The 20,141-nt window shown below is 69.9% G+C and carries 18 protein-coding genes and 3 pseudogenes; 9 read left to right on the top strand and 12 right to left on the bottom strand.

Going from position 1 to position 20,141, the window contains the following annotated elements:
* Positions 1-46: 46 nt before the first annotated feature.
* Entirely contained in the window at positions 47-1,030 is a 984-nt protein-coding gene (locus ACZ7FF_RS42705) for an alpha/beta hydrolase family protein (protein ID WP_470819850.1), read from the bottom strand.
* 559 nt (positions 1,031-1,589) lie between these two features.
* Here ACZ7FF_RS42705 and ACZ7FF_RS42700 point away from each other — a divergent pair.
* Positions 1,590-3,587 carry a hypothetical protein gene (locus ACZ7FF_RS42700; RefSeq protein ID WP_470819849.1) on the top strand — a complete coding sequence of 666 codons (1,998 nt, stop codon included), beginning with the start codon at positions 1,590-1,592 and terminating at the stop codon, positions 3,585-3,587.
* A gap of 28 nt (positions 3,588-3,615) precedes the next feature.
* Here the strand turns inward: ACZ7FF_RS42700 and ACZ7FF_RS42695 are convergent, their stop codons facing one another.
* Both ACZ7FF_RS42695 and ACZ7FF_RS42690 read right to left on the bottom strand, forming a co-directional pair.
* Positions 3,616-3,918 (bottom strand): hypothetical protein, encoded by a 303-nt coding sequence (locus ACZ7FF_RS42695; protein ID WP_470819847.1) that lies wholly within the window; start codon positions 3,916-3,918, stop codon positions 3,616-3,618.
* A gap of 43 nt (positions 3,919-3,961) precedes the next feature.
* The gene (locus ACZ7FF_RS42690; protein WP_470819845.1) at positions 3,962-4,273 is read right to left on the bottom strand and encodes an SDR family oxidoreductase; all 312 of its coding nucleotides are present in this window, start codon (positions 4,271-4,273) and stop codon (positions 3,962-3,964) included.
* Between the two features lie 448 nt (positions 4,274-4,721).
* Between ACZ7FF_RS42690 and ACZ7FF_RS42685 the strand changes: the two are divergent.
* A pseudogene (locus tag ACZ7FF_RS42685) lies at positions 4,722-5,414 on the top strand (protein kinase domain-containing protein); the annotation flags it as partial.
* Between the two features lie 2 nt (positions 5,415-5,416).
* Here ACZ7FF_RS42685 and ACZ7FF_RS42680 read toward each other — a convergent pair.
* From ACZ7FF_RS42680 to ACZ7FF_RS42660, 5 genes are all read right to left on the bottom strand, one after another.
* Entirely contained in the window at positions 5,417-7,126 is a 1,710-nt protein-coding gene (locus ACZ7FF_RS42680; protein WP_470819843.1) for an aldehyde dehydrogenase family protein, read from the bottom strand.
* 291 nt (positions 7,127-7,417) lie between these two features.
* Complete coding sequence (locus ACZ7FF_RS42675) at positions 7,418-8,128, bottom strand: hypothetical protein (protein ID WP_470819841.1); 711 nt, start codon at positions 8,126-8,128, stop codon at positions 7,418-7,420.
* Positions 8,129-8,297: 169 nt separating this feature from the next.
* A complete protein-coding gene (locus ACZ7FF_RS42670) occupies positions 8,298-8,855 on the bottom strand; it encodes a TetR/AcrR family transcriptional regulator (RefSeq protein WP_470819855.1) in 558 nt (185 codons plus the stop codon).
* 5 nt (positions 8,856-8,860) lie between these two features.
* Entirely contained in the window at positions 8,861-9,223 is a 363-nt protein-coding gene (locus tag ACZ7FF_RS42665; protein ID WP_470819840.1) for a DUF1304 domain-containing protein, read from the bottom strand.
* A gap of 193 nt (positions 9,224-9,416) precedes the next feature.
* Positions 9,417-10,225, bottom strand: a protein-coding gene (locus tag ACZ7FF_RS42660; RefSeq protein ID WP_470819839.1) for an IS5 family transposase whose coding sequence is annotated in 2 segments (ribosomal slippage) — positions 9,417-9,875 and positions 9,878-10,225 — 807 coding nt in all. Because the reading frame shifts where the segments join, the coding sequence is not laid out codon by codon here.
* 219 nt (positions 10,226-10,444) lie between these two features.
* Between ACZ7FF_RS42660 and ACZ7FF_RS42655 the strand changes: the two genes are divergently transcribed.
* The 6 genes and pseudogenes from ACZ7FF_RS42655 to ACZ7FF_RS42630 all read left to right on the top strand — a co-directional run.
* Positions 10,445-10,756 carry a hypothetical protein gene (locus tag ACZ7FF_RS42655; RefSeq protein ID WP_470819837.1) on the top strand — a complete coding sequence of 104 codons (312 nt, stop codon included), beginning with the start codon at positions 10,445-10,447 and terminating at the stop codon, positions 10,754-10,756.
* Positions 10,757-10,961: 205 nt separating this feature from the next.
* A pseudogene (locus tag ACZ7FF_RS42650) lies at positions 10,962-11,231 on the top strand (helicase associated domain-containing protein); the annotation flags it as partial.
* 81 nt (positions 11,232-11,312) lie between these two features.
* Positions 11,313-12,176, top strand: coding sequence for a GNAT family N-acetyltransferase (locus ACZ7FF_RS42645; RefSeq protein ID WP_470819835.1), 864 nt, complete (start codon positions 11,313-11,315; stop codon positions 12,174-12,176).
* Positions 12,177-12,421: 245 nt separating this feature from the next.
* Positions 12,422-13,120, top strand: a complete 699-nt coding sequence (locus ACZ7FF_RS42640) for a hypothetical protein (RefSeq protein WP_470819833.1) — start codon at positions 12,422-12,424, stop codon at positions 13,118-13,120.
* 214 nt (positions 13,121-13,334) lie between these two features.
* Entirely contained in the window at positions 13,335-14,435 is a 1,101-nt protein-coding gene (locus ACZ7FF_RS42635; protein ID WP_470819854.1) for a protein kinase family protein, read from the top strand.
* Between the two features lie 84 nt (positions 14,436-14,519).
* Positions 14,520-14,882 (top strand): annotated as a pseudogene (locus ACZ7FF_RS42630) (SOS response-associated peptidase); the annotation flags it as partial.
* Positions 14,883-15,172: 290 nt separating this feature from the next.
* Here ACZ7FF_RS42630 and ACZ7FF_RS42625 read toward each other — a convergent pair.
* The 3 genes from ACZ7FF_RS42625 to ACZ7FF_RS42615 form a co-directional block, all read right to left on the bottom strand.
* Positions 15,173-16,252, bottom strand: coding sequence for a MerR family transcriptional regulator (locus ACZ7FF_RS42625; protein ID WP_470819831.1), 1,080 nt, complete (start codon positions 16,250-16,252; stop codon positions 15,173-15,175).
* A 179-nt stretch (positions 16,253-16,431) separates the two neighbouring features.
* Positions 16,432-17,079 (bottom strand): hypothetical protein, encoded by a 648-nt coding sequence (locus tag ACZ7FF_RS42620; RefSeq protein WP_470819829.1) that lies wholly within the window; start codon positions 17,077-17,079, stop codon positions 16,432-16,434.
* 448 nt (positions 17,080-17,527) lie between these two features.
* Positions 17,528-18,133 carry a TetR/AcrR family transcriptional regulator gene (locus tag ACZ7FF_RS42615; RefSeq protein WP_470819853.1) on the bottom strand — a complete coding sequence of 202 codons (606 nt, stop codon included), beginning with the start codon at positions 18,131-18,133 and terminating at the stop codon, positions 17,528-17,530.
* A 182-nt stretch (positions 18,134-18,315) separates the two neighbouring features.
* Between ACZ7FF_RS42615 and ACZ7FF_RS42610 the strand changes: the two genes are divergently transcribed.
* Complete coding sequence (locus ACZ7FF_RS42610) at positions 18,316-19,527, top strand: FAD-dependent oxidoreductase (protein ID WP_470819828.1); 1,212 nt, start codon at positions 18,316-18,318, stop codon at positions 19,525-19,527.
* 1 nt (position 19,528) lies between these two features.
* On the opposite strand, the gene ACZ7FF_RS42605 is transcribed toward ACZ7FF_RS42610, so the two are convergent.
* Positions 19,529-19,960: a hypothetical protein gene (locus tag ACZ7FF_RS42605; RefSeq protein ID WP_470819826.1), complete on the bottom strand. Its 432-nt coding sequence runs from the start codon at positions 19,958-19,960 to the stop codon at positions 19,529-19,531.
* Positions 19,961-20,141 lie beyond the last annotated feature (181 nt).

Genomic DNA, 20,141 nt, shown 5'->3' with positions numbered 1-20,141 from the left:
CTCTCACCCGTCGAATTCGAACAGCAGCATCGGGCAGAGCATAGACTCACCCTCGCGGCATAAACCCCCGTGTCCACACTCCGGGGGACGCCTCACAGATGTCGTTCGTCGCCTCCTTGCTGGGCAGGAGGATCTGCCGGAGTTCCGCGGGGTAGGCCCGCCAGGGGTCCACGCATCCCGGCATCGCCACCGCCGCGGCGAGCCGGGGCTCGAAGGCGGCCGCCCGGGGAACCAGGTTGCCGCCCAGGCTGAGACCGGTGAGGGCGATCTTCCTGGGGTTCACCTCCGGCCGCCGGGAAAGCCAGTCGATCAGCGGGCCGACGGCCTTCTCCCAGGTGGGTGTGAAGGGCACGCGCTCCTCGAAGAGCAACTGCCCCTGTCCGGGCCCGTCGTAGATGAGGACGTTCCAGTCCCGGTTCAGCGCCGCCGGAATGCCGTACGTCCACATGTCGACGTTCTGTCCGTCGCTGCCGTTGGTCAGGATGACCGTGGGGCGTCGTCGGTTCGACCTGTCGGGCCGGAAGAAACAGACGGGCATCGGGGTGTCGCGGTACGGCACGTGGTCCGTCACCGGCACCGGATCGCACAGTCCGCAGAACTTGTCCCAGGCATGACGCCCCGCCCAGTAGAGATGCCGCTCCTGGCCCGGTTTGTCGGAGCCGAGGGCGAAGAAGAGTGCCTGGCCGTAGTACTGCGCGGCCCGCAGGGCACGGAACCGGATGGTCTGGTCACTGCTGCTGTGCTGGGTCATGAGCTGGTCGCCGAGGTTCTTGAAGGTCTCGACGTACGTCTGCGCGGACGGGCCCGCCGCGTTGACCGCGTTGACAGCCGTGACCACTTCGCCCACTTCGGCGGCGCCCGTGGTGGACGCCCCGAGGGCAAGGAGTGCGTTGAAGTTGAGGCCCGGATCCTTGAAGAGCGTCATCACTCCGGGTGTCGGGTCGAGGTCCTGCGCACCCGCACCGGCCTGGGTGTCCGGGGCCTGGGCGTCCGCCGCGGCGGCGGCACGACCGCTTCCGGCGGCCAGCACCGCGCCCCCGCGCCGACGGCGAGCGCCGTACGTCGTGCGAGGCTCCTCGGCCGATCACTCGAGTTGTCTGCCATGGCGGCGGAAGATAGAAGCAACGGTGATGATCCGTCAAGGAACGGATCCGGCGACTGGCCGAACCCCTCCCCGCCCTGCCCGCCGGCAGATGCCGGGGGGGAAGAGGCGGAAACACCCCCGTCCTTCCAAGAGCGGGTCGCCCGGGTGCCGCGGTACGAAGCGCTCATGAATGGCGCGCGGTTGCGGACGCCGCCATGGGGCCCTTCCGGTCCGGCGGCGCTGGGCAGGAGCGGAGCGCGGCGTCCACCGCCCGGCCCGGTCAGCGGCCGCCTGGGTGCCCCGCCGGTCCCCGTGCGCATCATGGGGCAGCAGGCGCCTGCCCGGATCACTGCCTGAAGGACACGGTTACGAGCAGCGGAACGCTGGAAGCATCACCTGCGATCCGGACACACCGGAACCCGCACACCGGCCCGGGATGCGCGGGGCGCCGCGACGGTGCCGTCCGCCCGCCTCGCCCGGTCGACCCGGCGAGGTGATTGCCGCCATGACGTCCTCCCGCTCCTGGTTACCACCGGGCCCGTTACCCGGCGGTGCACCACCGACGAGCCTGCCGCCCTACCTGAGCCACGGCAGCCCGTGGGGCCGCTGCCTCCGGGCCTTCCTCGCCGGGCGGCCCGAGACCGCGGCACTGACCGCCGACGTCGACTGGCTCGCGGCGCACCCGGACGCCTTCGAAGGGGCCGCGTCGGACCTCAGGCACCCGTTGCACGGCGCGGGCCGGGACAACCGTGCCGCACCGCACCGGTACCAGCAGGTCCTGGCACGCGTGGAGCCCCAACTGCACCATTTCGTGCGGGAGTACGGCAGGCAGACGGGTCCGCCGGCCCCGGACCGCGGCACGAACGGCTTCCGGGCGGCGCGGCCGGCCGACGGCGTGCCGCCCGAGCAGATCGCCGACACCATCCATGACACCGCCCAGCGGCTGACTCTGTGGGCCGCGGAGCTGACGGAGACCAGCGTCCGCTGCATCCAGGTGTTCGCCCACGGGGACGGGAGCACCGCGCTCGTTCCGCACGATGCCCTGCTGAGGGCGTGCACCGACTGCCGCTCGGCCGTACGGTCGTGGCGGGCCGCGCACTACCAGGCCGGCCAGCCGGCCGTGGACGAGACGTACGCCGCCATGTACCGGGCCGACGAGGAGTTCGCCCGGACCGTGTCGAACTGGTTCGCCCATGTGCGCAAGGACCTGCAACGGCAGGGGCGGAAACTGGAGCGCAGGCGCCTGGAACTGTTCCACGCCGATCTCCAGCGCCTGCGGGTCGCCGGCGAAGCCGTCCGCACGGTGCTGCTCTCGGCTTCCGCGGTGCTCGCGTTCACCCCAGCGGCAGCGGTCGCGGCGGCGCTGTCGGGAATCGCGGGTCTGCTGGCCGCCGTCGACACGATCTGTGTCGAGGCCACCGTTCGGCACTCCGTGCACACCGACCAGCAGATCCTCGACCACATCGGACTGTCCCCGGACACCCGGGCCGGCCACCTGGCCGAACGGGTGTCGGCGCCCACGTCGGCCGTCAGGTTCCTGGCCTGCGCCGGGCGTCAGGCGGGCACGGTCGCCCACGCGCTCTCGCCGGGGCGGGCGCTGCACACGGCCCTCGACACCGTGGCGGACGTGAGCGTGCCTCTCGGGCACGCCGCCGGTGCGGCCGCCGCGGTGGTCCAGCTGGCGAACACGGCCGTGCACATCCATGAGTTGCGGCATCCACAGCCCCTTGGGCAGAGCGCGGACGGCGACGAGCGGAGGGACGCCGCCGCACGGCTCCTGGCGCACCACGAGGAACTGCGTCGGGGCGACCGCCCAGGCCGGGTTCCGCCGGCCGCCGAGCAGGTCTGGTTCAACGCGCTGCGGGCCATGGACGCGGGCCCGTGGCTGGCCGCGGCCGAGGGCCTCTGGTTACAGAACCCGCTCCACCTTCCCTTGGAGAGCGTCACGTTCGACGGTGTGGCCAACGGCTGCTTCGCCTATGCGGGCCCGCTTGTCTGCGACGTGCACGGGGCCCGCCACGAGGTGCAGGGCAGGTGGACACTGACGCCCGAGGGCGTGCTGCACGTCGACGAGGCGACATGGGCGGCGCTGAGTGACGCCGCACCGGCCGGCGGCCCGCCCGGTGCGGACACGCATCCGGTCCCGGCCGAGGAGAGGACGTACACCGACTTCGCCGCCATGGCAGGGGACGTCGACTTCCTGCGTACCGGCTACGAGCAGGGCCTGCTCGGCGAGAGAGGGCTCAACGAGCATCATGCGTGGCCCACGCAGACGGCCCGGACCGTCGTCGGCGAACGGCTGCAGCACATCCTGCTGGCCAACGGCACCCCGGACGCTCCTCACTTCGCCGAGTTCGTCCGGCACGCCGACCACACGGCCCTGCGGGACAGTGTGCGGACGCATCACTGGCTCACGGAGGACGGCCGGCCGGACGAGTTGTACCCGCACTGGACATACGAGGCCCGCGCGGCCCTGGCGGAGAGACTGCGGCTGGGACACTGACCCGACCGGTGACCTCACTGAAGAGTGCTCACTGATAGCTGATGTCGGCCAGGTGGCTCGCGTCCCTGAAGACCTGCTCCGCCTCAGGAGGCACCGTCCCATGGCACATCTCGATCCTGGACATCGACTGGTGCATGACGATCACGACGTCGGCCGAGAGCGACCTGCGCATTTCATCGCCGTCCGCGTCCAGTTGGCCGATGCTCCGACCCATCATCCAGTCGAGCTGCCGTGCCACTTCCCCGTCCAGCTGGGAAAGCCGGTACAGGACGCTGTTCGCGTCACGGCGGCTGTACGCCACGAAGTCGTCCAGCCTCGCATCGTTGTACATGGCCACGCTCCCCTCGGCTGTCCCCGCGCGAACGGGATTCAGCTCATGTGCGGATTGCTTGCGAACGGATCGTAGAGAGCAGCCACCAGGGCTCACCCCGCTGTCCGGGCAGGCTGGAGGGCACACACTCCAGCCCTCGGGACATCGGCCGGCCCCGAGGAGGGAGCGCACCGGGTGCTGCCGGGTCGTGCGGGGGCATCGGTGGTCCACGGTCCGCCGCGGTCGCCGGCCTTACGGACGGGCCACCGTCGACCGGGATCGAGGCTCCGGTGACGAAACGGGCGTCGTCCGAGGCCAGGAAAGCCATGACCCGGGCGGCGTCACCGGGCTCGCCGACCCTGCGCAACTTCGTCATGGGCCACCGAGGTGCTGGAAGCCGTACGCACGGCCGGATTCCCCCTGGTCGCCCTCGACCTCGCGGGCCTGAACAGCGGAGGCCTCTACCAGATCGCCGCGCGCTCCCCCCGTCGTCGTATACCGGCAGACGCTCCGACGGAGGCCCCGGCCCGGAACGTGATCGCTCGCATCCGGTGAACGGTTTCGGATGCGGCACGCGTTCGTTCCGGCGGTCCGGCGGTGGGATGCGAGGGTCGCGGCAGCAACGCCGAGCAGGGCGAGGCACCCGGACGGCCCGGTCCACGGACATCTGCCGCGCGAAACAGCCGGTTGTGACCGGGCGAGGGCACCTGCGAACCTCGACCCCAGCGGGCGCAGGGCGCGGCCGGCACGGTGGGGGAAGGCAACTGCTCGGGGTCGCACACGTTCGTGAGGCCGGGACCGACGGAGAGGGCTGGTAGGGATCCATGGCAGAGCCGCATGGCCTCGGCGGCCGGTACGAGCTGGGCCAGGTGCTCGGTCGTGGTGGCATGGCGGAGGTGCACCTCGGGCATGACACCCGCCTCGGCCGCACCGTGGCAGTGAAGACCCTGCGCGCCGATCTGGCACGCGACCCTTTCTCCCAGGCCCGGTTCCGCCGGGAGGCCCAGTCGGCCGCCTCGCTCAACCATCCCGCGATCGTCGCGGTCTACGACACGGGCGAGGACTACATCGACGGGGTCTCGATCCCGTACATCGTGATGGAGTACGTCGACGGCTCCACGCTCCGTGAACTGCTCTATTCCGGTCGCAAGCTCCTGCCCGAGCGCGCGATGGAGATGACCGTCGGCATCCTCCGAGGCCTGGAGTACGCCCACCGCAGCGGCATCGGCCACCGTGACATCAAGCCGGCCAACGTCATGCTGACCCGCAACGGCCAGGTCAAGGTGATGGACTTCGGCATCGCCCGGGCCATGGGCGACTCCGGCATGACCATGACCCAGACGGCGGCCGTCATCGGCACGGCCCAGTACCTGTCGCCGGAGCAGGCGAAGGGCCAGCAGGTGGACGCCCGTTCGGACCTGTACTCGACGGGCTGCCTGCTCTATGAGCTGCTGACGGTACGGCCGCCCTTCGTCGGTGACTCCCCGGTGGCGGTCGTCTACCAGCACGTCCGCGAAAGTCAGCCGCGCAGGGCGGATGCCAGGATCGCGGGCAGCGCGCGCCAACGCGGACGGGCGGCGAACCCGGTGAGGAGTCTGCCGGTGCGGGCGGCCGTCCCATTGGTGACGAACCACGGGGGCTTCGGGGCGAGAGACGTCTCACCGAGCAGCAGCGAGCGGGGTACGGAAGGGGCCCGTGACGACGGTGCGCTCGGTGTCGGCCAGGAGCAGGGCGTTGTGGACGACACCGATGCCGCTCTGCGCGTCGTCGAGGGTGTGTCCGGGGAAAGCGCCCCAGGTGGCGCGGGGTGTGCCGTAGCCGACGCCGGTCCAGGCGTTGATCGCGACCGTGCCGTAGCGCAGGGCGGCGACCGCCTACGGCAACCGGTTGCCGAGAGCCTTGATCGTGTTCGGGTGGACGAGAGGTTGGCACCGAGGGTGCCGTGCAGCCTTTCGTTGGCGGCGGCGATCGCGGCGTCGAGGAAGTCAGCGCCAAAGCCAGGCAGTTCGGTGACGCCCAGGACCGGTCCGAAGTACTCGGTGGAGAAGGCCGACTCCGTCCCGTCGCTGAGATCCAGGCTCATGAGAAGGGTGCGCTCGGTCGTGCCGCCGGGCTGTTCGAAGCCGGGGTGGAGGTCGCGCGCGGACTGGACGCGGGCTTCGCCTCCGGGATACCACGCAGTGCGCATGGGCGTTGTGGCGAGTGCCCGACGCAGGGCGGCGAAAAAGGCCCGCTTCTGAGGCCAGTCGGAGCTGAGAACGAGGATCTGGCCGGCGACGCAGTTGGCGCCGCCGTTGTGCAGCCGCATGGCGGCGACGTGTTCGGCCTGGTGGCGCAGGTCCGCGGCGGACCACTCGCCGGGCAGGACGATGACCGGGGCGACGCCGCCGAGTTCACTGGTCATCGGCTTGGCCAGCCTGGGTGTGCCTGCTGCCCTGTTGGTCGCCTCGTCGCCCGTCCCCCAGACGACCGCGTCGTGGGTGGCCTCGCCGCCGGTCATGTGGACCGCCGAGATCCCCGAGTGCTCCGCGAGGGCCGCGCCCGTCTCGGGGCCGCCGTTGACGATGTCGACCAGTCCCCGGTCGGTGAGCGGCCGGAACACCGACCGGTAGACCTCGGTCAGGGGGGCGGTGACGGGGTTCAGCTTGAGGACGGTGGTGCGGTTCTCGGCGTAGAGCTGGTAGAGCACATCCAGCGGCGGGATGGAGAAGATGTTCCCGGCTCCGAGGACCAGGGCCACACCATGGGTCTTCTCCGGTATTCTCTGCCCCAGTCCGGCTCCGGCCCGCAGCTGTTGTTCGGTGACGCCGGGCATCGTCCAGACCTCGGCGTGGATGCCGCTGAGGAGCAGGCGGTCGAAGACGTCGTGCGGCAGGGCCCGGACCGCGAGCCGGCCTCCGGGGGCCGGGGTGACAGGGATGCCCTCCAGCACGTCGGTCTTCTCATCCAGACGCCGCAGGGTTTCCTGGAGTGCATCGATGTAGGTGAGCACCGCGTACGGGCCGCTGAGCCACTCCTCTCCGAGCGCGGGCGAGGCATGATGGAGCCGCTTGATCTCCGCCGCGGTCCGCACCCACCGGTCGGCCACGGCCGCCGTGGCGGCGGCGACCCGGAGGAGCAGCTCGCGCCGTTCGGACAGGGGGGTGTGCGCCCAGGTGCGCTCGCCCGAGGCGAGACGCGCGACGAGGGCGTCCAAGTCGGCTCCGCTGGTGACGGGTTCGGTATGCATGATCGGACCTCACACGGATCGGGGGGACAGGAACGCCCCGGAGGACGGTGGCGCCCGTCCCGGGTCTCCAAGGCCCCCGCGGTGGTGCCATCGGCCGGAGAGCCTCGCCCGGCTGCCGGACCGTGATACGGCAGTGGCCCGTGCGGTCGGGCTCGATGGCGAACCGGCCGGCCGTCCATGGCCATGCGCCGCCCTCGCCGACGATCAGCCACTGTGCGGTGGCAGGGTGCCGGCGGCGGGGGCGATCCGGAATCCGGCCGCGACGGCACGGTCCGCGATGCCGGCGAGGCGCTACCCGGGGTTGAGCGTCCGGACGACCTCCTCGGTCAGCGGACGCTTCGCCAGTATGTGCCGGACGGCGTCGGCCGTCGCCGACGAGAGGGGGTCGCCCCCCTTCGGCATGCGGGTCAGGCTCTCCGCCTCGCCGACCAGATCGTCCAGCACGGCACCCGCGTGATCGCCCTCACCGCCGTGTGTGCCGAGGTACTCGCGCCAGGAGCCGCTCGGCGAACCGAAGTCCAGTGTCCGCCAGGCGGTCTCACCGGGCTGCCGCCACCACACCGCCGAGGCGCCGGGCATGTGCCCCTTCTCCGCGTGGACGGGATGGCTGTGCGCGCCGGGCTCCTCGTGTCCGTGCCACAGGCACCCGCGAAGCCCGGCCGGCACCTGCAGCAGTAACTCGTCCCAGGCCGCCTCGTCCGCGGCGTCCTTGTCGCAACCGAGGCCGTCGAGGTAGAAGCTCGCGCCCATGGACCACGCCTGCACCAGTGTTCCGAGGCCTTCGTGGACGTGCACGCCCACCGAACGCTCGCCGTCGGCGAGGAGGTGCACGACCGGGCCCGCGCCGGCACAGCGCCCCGACGGGTACAGCGTGTAGCCGGCGGTCCCCGGACGGTCCAGGATCGCATCGATCACCGTCAGCGCACACGCCCGGTCCCACAGCTCCGGAACGTCCGGCTGGGACGCCGCGACCCTGCCCGCGGTCATCATCTCCATACGCATGCCCGCAGCCAACTACAGGCCGGGAACCGTCCGTCAGGATCACCGGGGACCGTTCAGTCCCGGTGCACGGTCGCCGGCACGGGCGAGACCCCGGCGGCGTTCTCGTCCCGCCCCGGCGCAGGCCGGCGAACCCTGCGGGGGGAAACGGCCATTGGGGCAGAGCGGCTGGTCAGGACATCGGGGTGCGGTGCAGGTTGATGAGCAGGCGCCAGATCCGTTGCGCGATCTGGTCCGGAGTCGCCTCGATGAGGCCGTGGAGCCAGTCGGCGAGGACCCCGACGAAGGTGGCGGCCACGGCAGAGGCGAACAGGTCCGGCGCCGGCACACCGGCCAGGGTGCGCTCGGTGTGGCTGCGGGCGCGCAGATCCCGGTGGAGTACGTGGCCGAGGGGGCCGCCGCCGCCCGGACTCAGCAGTTCACGATAGGGCCCGGCCTGTGAGGCGAGGCTGTCGAAAAAGGCCAGGAGGGCGGGCGGAGGCTTCCCGGGATCTGGTGTGCCGCGCCAGGCGTGCAGTGCGTCGACGGCTTCGCGGACGATGTCGGCGCAGGCGTCGACGGCGAGTGCCTCCAGGTCGCCGTAATGGAGGTAGAACGTGGCTCGGCCGACTCCCGCCCGGCGTACCACGGCGGTGACGCTGACCGCCGCCAGCGGACTGTGCGTGCACTCTTCCAGCAGCGCGCGGTGCAGTTTGGCGCGGGTCCGTGCCGTGCGGGGATCCGCTGGCACGTCGGTCACCGGACGAGCAGGACGGCGGCGAGCGCCAGGGCGCCGGGCGCGGCCTGGGCGACGAGGATCCGCCGGTTGGTGGTGAGTCCGCCGTACAGCCCGGCGACGAGCACGCAGGCGAGGAAGAAGACCCGGACTCGGAAACCGGTCGGATCGTCCGCGATCAGTCCCCAGACCAGCCCGGCGGCCAGGAAGCCGTTGTAGAGGCCCTGGTTCGCGGCGAGCGGGGCGCTGGCACGGGCCATGGCCGCGTCGAAGCCGGAGAGCCTGCGACCCGGCCTCCTCTCCCACAGGAACATCTCCAGAACCAGGAAGTAGGCGTGCAACGCGGCCACAAGCCCCACCAGCACGTTCGCCGTTATCCCCATCGAGGTCTCCTGACCCTTAAGCATAATGGACAGGTGTCCACTATACATGGACACTCGTCCATGACACGAGGCCGAGTGTCACCGCCTCGTCCGCCCCGGCGGGCGCCGGCAGGACGAACCGCTCACCCTTCGGCATCCGCCCCGCAGCCGGTCCCTGAAGGCCTTCCGAAGCTGGCCACTAAAAGACGCCATTTCACTTGGCTAGTGGGCGGTGGCATATGAGCGTCGCGGCGATGGCTGTGAAGGCAAGGAAGTGTTCCGGCTTGCGCTCGTAGCGGCGGTGCAGGCGGCGGCAGCCGGACAGCCAGGATATGGTCCGCTCCACCACCCAGCGGTGCCGGCCCAGCCGCTGGGAGGACTCGATGCCCTTGCGGGCGAGGCGGTGCCGGATACCGCGGGAAGCGAGCCATTGCCGCAGGTGCCGATAGTCGTAGCCCTTGTCACCGTGCAGCTTGCCGGGCCGCCGGCGTCGAGGGCCGCGACGCGAGCGGATGGGTGGTATGCCGCAGACCAGCGGGATGAGGGCCTGGCTGTCGTGGAGATTGGCGGCGGAGATGCCGATCGACAGGGGCAGTCCCTGGCGGTCGACGATGAGGTGGATTTTCGAGCCCTTCTTGCCACGGTCGGTCGGATTCGGTCCCGTCAGCTGCCCCCTTTGAGGGCTCGGACGCTGACCGAGTCGATCGCGCACCGCGACCAGTCCAGCTCACCCCGGGAACCGAGTTCATCCAGGACCAGGCGGTGGAGCTTGGCCCACACCCTGGCCTCGGTCCACTCGGTGAACCGGCGGAAGGCCGTCACGCCCGATAGCCCGAAGCCTGGTGGCAACTGGTTCCAGGTGCAGCCTGAGGTGGCCACGAAGATGATCGCGGCTAGCACCTCCCGGTCCCCTCGCCGCCGGTGCCCTCCACCCTGAGGGCGGACCGGCGCCGGCGGCACCACCCGCTGGAACAACGTCCACAGATCTTCCGGCGCCATCCGCTCGACAAGCGCAGCAGTCATCACCCCAGACTGCCGCAAGATCACGCCAACTGAAATGGCGTCTAATGGCGGTGATCCTTGAAGGGTTCGGTGCCCGCCCCGGGGCGTTCGTGCAATGCGGAGTGAAGGGCACTGGGCGCTGGGGTGAACCGGCCGTCTCGGCTGGGAAAAGGTGCGCTTCTGGCCAGTACCGGCAGGTAGCGGTGTGCGAGGCAGGCTGGTGAGGGCATGATCGCGGTCGTGTACCGCGAAGACATGCCCTGCTGCGTGCGGTGGGAAATCCTGATGCACGAACGGTTCAGCGGCGTATGGATCTGCAAAGACTTCGGCCGCGCGACCACCGTCGCCAACCCCACCGACGTGGGCCAGGCCGTCCTCGCCGCGTACCTCGCCGGCCGCTCCACCCGAGGTGAAACGTTCCGCGTCGTCGTCCGCACCGACAACGGCGACCAAGCCGTCATCACACCCGGCCAACTCGCCGACCCCGCCTGGAGCGCGGATCCAGCCATCTGCCAGGCACTACCCGCCTACCTGCGCAACGCCCTCGCCTGACCCGAGCGGAACCACCAGCGAGTCGGACGCCCCCTGGAAGACGGCCTCGACAAGGAGGCGGGCCCGGCCAGTCCTCGGCGCGGGCTCCCCCGCGCGCGGCGGGACGGGAGCGGCAGTGGCTGCTCGCCCGCGGTGCACCGGTCCAACGGGTTGCAGAACTTGCACGCCCGGGTTGTCGGGACGGCCCGTACCAGCGCGCACAGAGGAGGCTCCGTCTCCCGCCCCGGCAGCATCGCGTGCGGCAAAGGGGCCGAGCAAGACGCAGCAGACGTTCCAACGCGGCCTCGCCGCCCTCACACAGTGGATCGCACGCGAAGGCACGGAACGGCCCGTGCCGAGGGGACACGTCGAACGCGTCGTCCTCGACGGCCAGGAGCACCACCACAAGCTCGGCGTATGGACATCGAACACCCGCGCGAGACGCGACAAGCTCACCCCCGAACAACTCGACGCACTACGAGAACTCGGCATGTGAGGGAGTCGTCCAGGGTGCCGGCCCTGCCGCCGCACGGAAAACCGGTGTCCCGGCCGCCGGTGAGACCGGGACCATGTCGGCATGGATCCCGCTGCCTGGCACCTCACCCATGACCTCGACGACTTCCTCACCCGCGCCACCGGCTTCCTGCGCTCCCGGCCGGCCCTGCACACGGTCCCGCTGTCCGTGACGGACACGCTGCGCCGGCAGGGCCTGCACGTCTACGGCGACGGGGCCCCGCTCTTCGGCACACTCGCAGACGCCCAAGGCGGCGTACGGGCGGTCCTGTTCCACACCCCGCCGCAGGCCCTCAACCTCACCCCGCTCGCCGCCGGGGACGCCGCGGCCCTGGCCGACCGCCTGGCCGGCCTGGAACACCCGGTGACCCACGTCAGCGCCGAACGGGACACGGCCGAGGCCTTCGCCCAGGCGTGGCGGCGGCGCACCGGGGTGACGGCCGGCCTCGACGAACGCCAGCGCCTGTACCGGCTGGCCGAGTTGGCCGTACCCGAACCGCTGCCGGCCGGCCACGCACGGGTCGCCGCGGCCGGTGACCGGGAGTTGCTGACGCGCTGGCACGACGAGTTCGTCGAGGCGGCGGGCCTGCGCATGGGCAGGGAGCCGGGCGAGTGGGCCGACGCCCGCCTCGCCTACGGCGGCATCACCCTCTGGGAGACCCCCGACGGCACCCCCGTCTCCATGGCGGGCGCGACCCCAAAGATCGCCGGCCAGGTGCGCGTGGCCCCCGTCTACACCCCGGCGCACCTGCGGGGCCGCGGTTACGCGGGCGCGGTGACGGCCGAGGTGAGCCGTGCCGCCCTGGAGCGGGGCGCGGCAGAGGTGCTCCTCTTCACCGACCTGGCGAATCCGACGAGCAACGCGCTCTACCAACGACTCGGCTACCGGGAGGTCGCGGACTTCGCGGTGTACGCCTTCGAGGGCTGAGGGACACGGCTCCCGCCCTCACAGGTACAGCAATGGCCGTCGCCACCCCCACCCCGTCCTGCGGTACTCCAGGCGTACGTGACGGCGCTGGGCGCGGGACGTGCGGGCCGCTCGGCCCAGCCGTGCACGACCAGCGAGAGTGCCGGCATGCAACTTCTCGACGACATTGCTACGCCGTCAAGCCGGTCGGCTGTAAGGGCCGGGGTCTTCGAACAGTTCCGACCGCACTTGGAGAGAATCCCGGCATGGTGATGGCACGGCACTGGTACTCCTCTTCACCCGTCGTGGACGGGCATCCGCTATTGGACGGGCCGGGCTTTGGGCCTGCGTACTTGGCGGACCTGGCTGAGGGGTTCGCGCCGGACGCCTTTGGATCGGACGCGGGCGACGCCGACGCCATGCTGGACACGCTCCACGACTCGTCCGCGTGGCCCAGGTTCACGGTTCCGCTGGCCGGCGGCTTCGCGATCGTCGCGCACTTCAACAGCGGCGAGGAGTTCACGACCACGGACTACTTCCTCACCCATCCCGACTGGAGCCAGGATCTCGTCCTGGCCAGCGACGATCAGGACCGCGTCGGACCCGGGCTGTGCTGGCCCGAGCTCGCAGCCCTGCTGGAGGCACCACCGGGTGCCGCGGGCGTTACGGACCCACACGCCCGTCTCCTCCTTCTGCCTGTTCTCGGCGACACTGCGGTTACGGAGGAAGCCGTGACGGCGGTAGTCGAGGCTCTGGTCGCTCATGGTGCGCCCGAGACGAGCGAGGCGTTGGCCAGACACCTGCTTCAGGGCCACCCAATGTGGGGCGCCGAGGACTGGTGGTTCGACACAGATGAGCAGAGCTGGATCTGCGAGGGCGATCACAGCCCCCGCACAGTCCCCCTCGGCGACCACCTGCCCCCACAACAGCGAACCGCCCTCGAAACCTGCCTCACTCCCCACTGACCGCCTCAAGCCGCAGTGACAACGGGCCTCGGCGTGTGAGGCCCCGAAGGCGAGCGACTCGTCGTAGCGGGACAGCGCGAACGGCTCAGTGCCTGTTCCTGAGCCGGTCATGACAGTGTAGTTGACTGCAACTCCTCGTCATCGATGTTCACGTACAGTGCTTAGGCAGCTGGTGGACACTCGCGTACATGACGAAAAAGAGGTCGGCATTCCGATGCCCGTAGCGGTCGAGCGTCCCGGCAAGTCGGAAGTCGCGCGCTTGGCCGCCTACAGCACTGTCTCCACGTCACTTGCCCTGCGAAGTGATCGCCAGTTGGGCGAGCTTGTGGACCGGGCCGTGCCGCTCGGCTCCGGTATCGGCGGAAGGTCCGCGCTGCTGGAGGTCGGCGGGAAGCCGGTCTTCGTGAAGCGGGTGCCGCTCACGGATATGGAGCTTCTTCCGGAGCATGTGCGGTCTACGGCCAACCTGTTCAAGCTTCCCACCTTCTGTCAGTACGGCGTGGGTGGGCCGGGGCCGGTCGGGCCCAGTTTCGGGGCGTGGCGGGAGCTTGCCATTCACACCATGACGACGAACTGGGTTCTTGGAGGGCAGTACCAGGGGTTTCCGCTGATGTACCACTGGCGGGTGCTGCCAGACACGTCCGTGCTTGCGGGGGAACTCCCGGACGTGGAGCGGGCCGTGGACTATTGGGGAGGCGGGCCGGAGGTGCGCCGTCGTATCGAGGCCCTTCAGCAGTCCTCTGCGAGCCTGGCGCTGTTTCTGGAGTACATCCCTCAGACGCTCGACGAGTGGCTTACCGAGCAGGTACAGGCTGGTGAAGAGTCTGCCGACCGGGCTTGTTCTCTGGTGGAGGGCGAGTTGGAGGCCGGCACGTCCTTCATGAACGCTCGTGGGCTGCTGCACTTCGACGCCCATTTTCAAAACATCCTGGTCGACGGCCGACGCCTTTACTTCGCCGACTACGGCCTCGCCCTCTCCTCCCAATTCGATCTGTCACCGTCCGAGACCAGCTTCTTCGAACTGCACAGGACCTACGATCGCTGTTACACGCGCAGCTGGCTGGTGAACAGGCTGATCACGAAGCTTTACGGATACGAGCGGAAAGAACGCGAGGCACTCATTCGGGCATGTGCGGATGGGGAGGACCCGCCGGGCGGACCGCAAGTGGCCAGGGCGATCCTCTCCCGCCATGCACCGCTCGCCGCAGTGATGACGGACTTCTACGGCAAGGTCCAGGACGAGAATAGGGAGACTCCGTACCCGGTGGATGCGCTCCGCCGGGCCCTCGATACGGACAGGTCGCGTCGCAGCTGAGGAGGAACTCAGCGGTGGGGCTCCCGGCGGCTGTTCTCGCTTCGTACGGTGACTGCATGGACAGGAACGGGGTGCCCCGGCTGCGCCTGGTCGTCATCACGGACGACGATCAACGCCCGGGTGGAGACCGTGCATGAGAAGCCGGCGTTCCGCCGTGCGTTCGTCAAGCGGCGCTGTCTGCTTCCGGCGGACGGCTTCTTCGAGTGGGTGCCGGGCAAGGACCCGGTCACCGGCAAGGCGCGCAAGCAGCCGTATTTCATCCACCCCGAGGACGACCGGGTGATGGCGCTCGCCGGGTTGTACGAGTACTGGCGCGACCCCGCGGTCACCCAGGACGATGACCCGGCCGCCTGGCTGATGACCTGCACCATCATCACCACCGAGGCCACCGACGCAGCCGGCCACGTCCACCCGCGCATGCCTCTGGCGCTCACCGAGGACCACTACGCCGACCTCGCCCTCGTTCTTTCTCAACTTTGCCGGAGCGGTGACCTGCGCTGCCTGTGATTGAGCGGGACAGGTGGTGGGCAGCGTCCCGCTCAACTACAGACAGCATGATGTTCAGCCGCGGAGCCAGGACAGCAGGCGCCGGGGGGCAGGTCGCAATGTTCTGGTTGCCCCGGTCTGGGCAGCCAGCTTGGCCCCCCTGGCTTGTCGGGCGAGTCGGTACTCGTCAGCTTCGCGGATGAGTACCTGAGAGCGGATCTGGTGCAGATTGAGGTGCATGCCGCTCGCTCCTACTGCTGGAGCTCCATGACGTCGGCGACTACGCAGCTGACGTTATCAGGGCCGCCGGAGCTGTTGGCGAGGGCGATGAGTTCGTGGACAGCCTGCTCGGGTTCGCTGATCTCGGAGAGCACTCGGTGGATGTCTTGACTCGGCACGACGGTCGACAGGCCATCGGAGCAGAGCAGATACCGATCTTCGCGCTGGGCGTCGTGGAGGCGCATGTCGGGGGTGGTGTCGGCTCCTGGGCCCAGGGCCCGCACCAAGAGCGACCGTTGGGGGTGGGAGGCGGCTTCTTCCGGGCTGAGGCGTCCTTCGTCGACCATCGACTGGACCATGGTGTGGTCGTGGGTGATCTGGAACAGCTCTCCGCCGCGCAGGAGGTAGACGCGGGAGTCGCCGATGTGGACGAGGGCCAACTGTGATCCGGTCCAGAGCATCGCGGTGAGTGTCGTGCCGGTGCCTTCGGATGCAGAGCCCGTCCCGGCGACGTCGTGCACGGCCTGCTTGGCCTGTTCGATGACGTCTTCGAGGACGTTGAGGAGGTTGCCGGCCGGGACGCTGTCGGTTTCGAGGTGCTTGAGCGCGTCGATGGCGGCTGCGCTGGCAGGGGCTCCTTGGCTTCCGCAGCCGTCGGCGACAGCGAGGAGCCGGGATCCCGCGTACGCGGTGTCCTGGTTGCTCTCGCGGACGAGACCCTTGTCGGAAAGAGCGGCGTAACGGATTGAGAGTGACTTGGCGGTCGGGGACATGGCGGGGTCCTTCCGTGACAGGTGGTCGATGAGGAAGGTGGCAAGGTCGCGCCGTGCGGCAGTGTCGGCCTCGACCTGGGCCCAGAACGCGCGGACCTCTTGGCCCGCCGGGCCCGCATCCAGCGCGCAGACGTGCTGAATGCGGGCCAGCGGCATGCCCAGGCGCCGGAGCCAGGCGACCAGGCGGGCTTGGTTCAACTGGTCCGGTGCGTAGAGGCGGTAACCGGTCACCGGGTCGACGCGTGCAGGGGTCAGCAGGCCGAGCTCGTCGTAAAGACGCAGCGCCTTCGGCGACAGCCGGGACGCCTTCGCGAACGCCCCGATGGTCAGCAACCCCATGCTCGCTCCTCCTCATGCCGAGCGCATCACCCGGCCCCACTGATGCTGTGGCCTCCCCCAAGGTGAAGGTCAACCAAGGGTCGTGCTGAGGCCCACCCGATCGTCTCTTGTCGACGTTGACAACGCGATCGGCCACGAACTGGCCCGATGGGGAGGTTCGGTCCGCTCTGCCGAAGCGCCTATGGGGAAGCCTCTGGCCTGGGCCGGGAGACCACGGAGGCGCCGGTGCCGGAAGCAGCCAGGGCTGCGTTCCCGAGGCCACGATGCAGCAGTTGCTGATGTGGTCGCTGCGGTTCGTCGAGGACCTCGCCGACGACACCATCACGGCCCAGGGCGAGTGCCTGGACCTGCACATGACTCGGCGTCGGCCAGGCGGCGAACGACGAGGTCCTTCGCGGCCTGGACGAGAACCGGCGTAGCACCACCGCCTTGGCCAGCTCGATCAGCGTGCTGCGGGCGGCATCCACACCGGCCGGACCGAGGTCGGCCAGGGTGGCGTGGACCATGCCTGTGTGGGCCGCCAGCAGGCGTATCTCGGGCGAGTCCGCCGGCCCGGTCACGGTCCGGTTGCCGGGCACAGGGGTGTACAGCGCCGCGGGCAGGAGGAGGAACCTCACCGTGGTGTGCGGCATCCGCTCGACGGGCAGCTTCTGTCCGATGTGCGAGACGAGGAACTGCCCGGCCCGCACGGTGTGGTCGCGGAGACCGGGAAGACCGGCCACTGCCCATGCACCGCGCCGCACCATGTGCAGTTCCACCAGATCCTGATCACCGCCCGGCGGGTCGGCGGTCCGGAGGGCCGGCACGTTGTGGAGATCGCCGAGCATTACGTCCCGCACCCTGGCGACACGTGCCCTGATCCGGAGGTCGGCGATCGTGGCAGGACTATAGACGGGCCCCGGGTAGCCGTCGCCGAGCTGTGTGTCCTACACCTGCCGCAAGACGCCGAATCCTCGCGCTGAGGAGCCCGGAGCGGTGAAGTCCACGGAGAACGCCCCACGCGCCCCGTCCGCCCTTCCGTCGGGCTGTCCATACCCGGGCAGACGGCGGACAGAGGTGTCCGGTTCCGGCCGCCCGGCGCTCGGCGGTGGCGCGGGTCACCGTTCACCACCCATTCCGGCGCCCAGGCAACCGGCACGACCCCCTCGTAAGTTCCATGACGGCTTCGGCATCGGCAGGCGGGGGCCGGCCTCACCGGCTTCCTAAGCTGAGTCTGGGTCGGCGGTTCCTGATCGCGTACGGCTCGTGACCTAGGTACATCCCCTCTGAATGAACTCAAGGATGTCCAGCATTCCCGCCGTCGCCGCCGGGACGGGTCATGCCACTCCAGCCGCTGTCGAGGAGGATGAAGACCCGGTCGAGGGCGGACTCGGCGTCATGACGTCCGTGGACGAGAGCGACGGCGTCGAGGGCGAAGTGGGCGAGTGCCTGACAGCCGGGGTCGTCGGCGGGCAAGCCCGTGTCGGCGGCGATCGCTGCCGCCAGGGCCTTCTCGTGGCGGAGCCACATACGGCGGCCATACTCGCGCAGCGGCGGGGTGGTGTCGACGAGCCGGAGGAAGTCGGTGAAGCCGGGGTCAGTGCGGACCTGGCGGGAGCGTTCCTCGCGCAGGAGTCCGCGCAGTGCCTGGGGGATGGTCTGGCCGGCGGGGCGGTCGCGGACGGCGGCGACGAGTGCGGCCTCGCGGTCGGTGTCCTGGTCGAAAACCAGCGCTTCCTTGCCGTCGGGGAAGTGCTTGAACAGCGTGGTCACCGAAACGTCGGCGGCCTCGGCAATGTCCCGCACACCGACCGCGTCGTAGCCGCGCTCCAGGAACAGCTTCAGCGCCGCGTCCGCCAGTGCCTGGCGGGTGGCGGCCTTCTTGCGCTCGCGGCGCCCCATCTCGGTCATGCCATCACACTAGCGCATCCGATAATTAAGTTTAGCCGTTGTGCTTTCTTATCGGATTCACTTACGGTGGCGGTGCTCCTCCGCCCGGGCGAAGCCGGTCGGGGGACGACCGCTGGCAGCGCGCCCCGGCACCGCACGGAGCGTTCGCTCCCGACAGAAAAGGAATCTCACCCGTGACCATCACCGCACCCCGCATCGCGATCATCGGCGCGGGACCCGCCGGACTGATGTGCGCCCGCATCCTCCAGCAATACGGCTTCGAGCCAGCCGTCTACGACGCCGACTCCGCCGTGGACTCCCGCGACCCGGGAGGCACACTCGACCTGCACGCCGACGCCGGCCAGATCGCCCTGGAGGACGCCGGCCTGATGGACGCCTTCCTGGCGCTGGCCCGCGTCGAAGGCCAGGCCAAGACCCGTCGGGACCACCACGGCACCGTCCTGGCCGAGTACGTCCCCGCCGAAGACGACAAGGCAGCCCCCGAGATCGACCGCGGCCAGCTGCGCACCATGCTCTTCGAACACCTCCAGCCTGGCACCGTCCGCTGGGGGCACAAGCTGCTCGAGGTAACGCCGGCCGGTGACGGGACACACCGTCTGGAGTTCGCCAACGGCATCCATGTGCAAGCAGATCTGGTCATCGGCGCCGACGGAGCTTGGTCGAAGGTCCGTCCCCTGCTCACCGAAGCGATGCCGCAGTACCTCGGAGTCTGTTTCCTTGACGTGCGCTTCGATGACGTCGACACCTGCCACCCCAAGATCGCCGCGCTCGTCGGTGACGGCCACATGTTCGCCAACGACAACGCCGGCCGTGCGGTGATCGTCCAACGCAACAGCAACAACGTGGTCCGCGGATACATCGCTTTCCGCGCCGAAGCCGAATGGGCAACCGAGGCCGGCGTGGACCTCGCCGCCCGTGACGCCGTACGCGCCTTTCTGCTGCAGGAGTTCAGCGGCTGGTCGGCGGCCATGCGTCCGCTGCTGACCGACAACGACAGCGACTACGTACCGCGTTCCTTCTGGGCCCTGCCCGCACCCTTGACCTGGAGCCACCGCCCTGGCGTCACCCTGTGCGGCGACGCCGCCCACCTGATGGCGCCCTTCGGTGGACACGGCGCTAATCTCGCCCTCCTCGACGGCGCCGAACTCGCGCACGCCATCGTCAAGGAGGGCACCATCGACAAGGCCATCACACGCTACGAAACAACGATGTTCCCCCGGTCGGGCAGGCTCGCCACCGCGTCCAACAATGGACTGCGGGGCTTCTTCGCCACCACGTCCCCGGACGCCCCGCACCTTCCCCCGGACCACTCCCAGGAGCACAAAAACTACGTGACCAGGGCGGCCGAATACCGCCGCCGTCAGGCCGAAGCCGAACACTCATAGGTCATCGGCACGCCTCACCTGCCAGGGACATCGTGTCGACCACCCGGTGAAGCCTTCCCCGGGCCGCCGCCTCGGCCGCCGTGACCAGCTCGCGCGTCACCAGCGCCGGACATCTCGCCCTGGGCACCCACGTGCCTGCGAGCAGTTCACCGAACCGCCACACGTACACGCGATCAGACGACCGCGGTTCAGCCGTCGAGGCGGGCAGGGGCCCTTGGTGAGCCTGGAACGGCTTCCGCCGGCCCGCCCGCGAGCCCGTCGTCATACGAACTGCCCAGAACAGCAGCGACGTGAGGGCGGCCATCGTCCCGATCTCCTTGTCCCGGTTGCGCCACTGAGGCGCGGTCCACAGCCACCAGAGCGCGACGATCAGGGCGGGGCCGCCGCCCAGGAGGGGTAGGTAGAAGGTCAGGGGGCCTGCCAGCACCAGCAACGTGACGACGGTGCGTCCTCGGGACGCTTGCGGAGCGGGAGCCTCCTCTGAGGGTGGTCACCGCGATCGTACGTGGGTCGCCGAGGCGGGCGAGCCCGTCGCGGATCCCGTCGTCGCCGGTGGCGCTCTCCCCCGCGAGCGCCACCGCGATCTTCCTCGGGACCGCCACTGTGGCAGTTCT

It is taken from the genome of Streptomyces sp. NPDC037126, assembly GCF_055605965.1.
The sequence above is the reverse complement of the archived record's forward strand: the minus strand, read 5'-3'. Positions and strand labels throughout refer to the sequence as shown.

What these genes read in the sequence shown, in the direction of transcription:
- ACZ7FF_RS42615 (WP_470819853.1), bottom strand. Translation starts at nt 18,133, where the DNA reads ATGGGGCGCCGCGAGCGCAAGAAGGCCGCCACCCGCCAGGCACTGGCG.
- ACZ7FF_RS42675 (WP_470819841.1), bottom strand. Translation starts at nt 8,128, where the DNA reads ATGCGTATGGAGATGATGACCGCGGGCAGGGTCGCGGCGTCCCAGCCG.
- ACZ7FF_RS42690 (WP_470819845.1), bottom strand. Translation starts at nt 4,273, where the DNA reads ATGACGAAGTTGCGCAGGGTCGGCGAGCCCGGTGACGCCGCCCGGGTC.
- ACZ7FF_RS42625 (WP_470819831.1), bottom strand. Translation starts at nt 16,252, where the DNA reads ATGGGGTTGCTGACCATCGGGGCGTTCGCGAAGGCGTCCCGGCTGTCG.
- ACZ7FF_RS42645 (WP_470819835.1), top strand. Translation starts at nt 11,313, where the DNA reads ATGGATCCCGCTGCCTGGCACCTCACCCATGACCTCGACGACTTCCTC.
- ACZ7FF_RS42665 (WP_470819840.1), bottom strand. Translation starts at nt 9,223, where the DNA reads ATGGGGATAACGGCGAACGTGCTGGTGGGGCTTGTGGCCGCGTTGCAC.
- ACZ7FF_RS42620 (WP_470819829.1), bottom strand. Translation starts at nt 17,079, where the DNA reads ATGCTCGGCGATCTCCACAACGTGCCGGCCCTCCGGACCGCCGACCCG.
- ACZ7FF_RS42680 (WP_470819843.1), bottom strand. Translation starts at nt 7,126, where the DNA reads ATGCATACCGAACCCGTCACCAGCGGAGCCGACTTGGACGCCCTCGTC.
- ACZ7FF_RS42700 (WP_470819849.1), top strand. Translation starts at nt 1,590, where the DNA reads ATGACGTCCTCCCGCTCCTGGTTACCACCGGGCCCGTTACCCGGCGGT.
- ACZ7FF_RS42640 (WP_470819833.1), top strand. Translation starts at nt 12,422, where the DNA reads ATGGTGATGGCACGGCACTGGTACTCCTCTTCACCCGTCGTGGACGGG.
- ACZ7FF_RS42635 (WP_470819854.1), top strand. Translation starts at nt 13,335, where the DNA reads ATGCCCGTAGCGGTCGAGCGTCCCGGCAAGTCGGAAGTCGCGCGCTTG.
- ACZ7FF_RS42695 (WP_470819847.1), bottom strand. Translation starts at nt 3,918, where the DNA reads ATGTACAACGATGCGAGGCTGGACGACTTCGTGGCGTACAGCCGCCGT.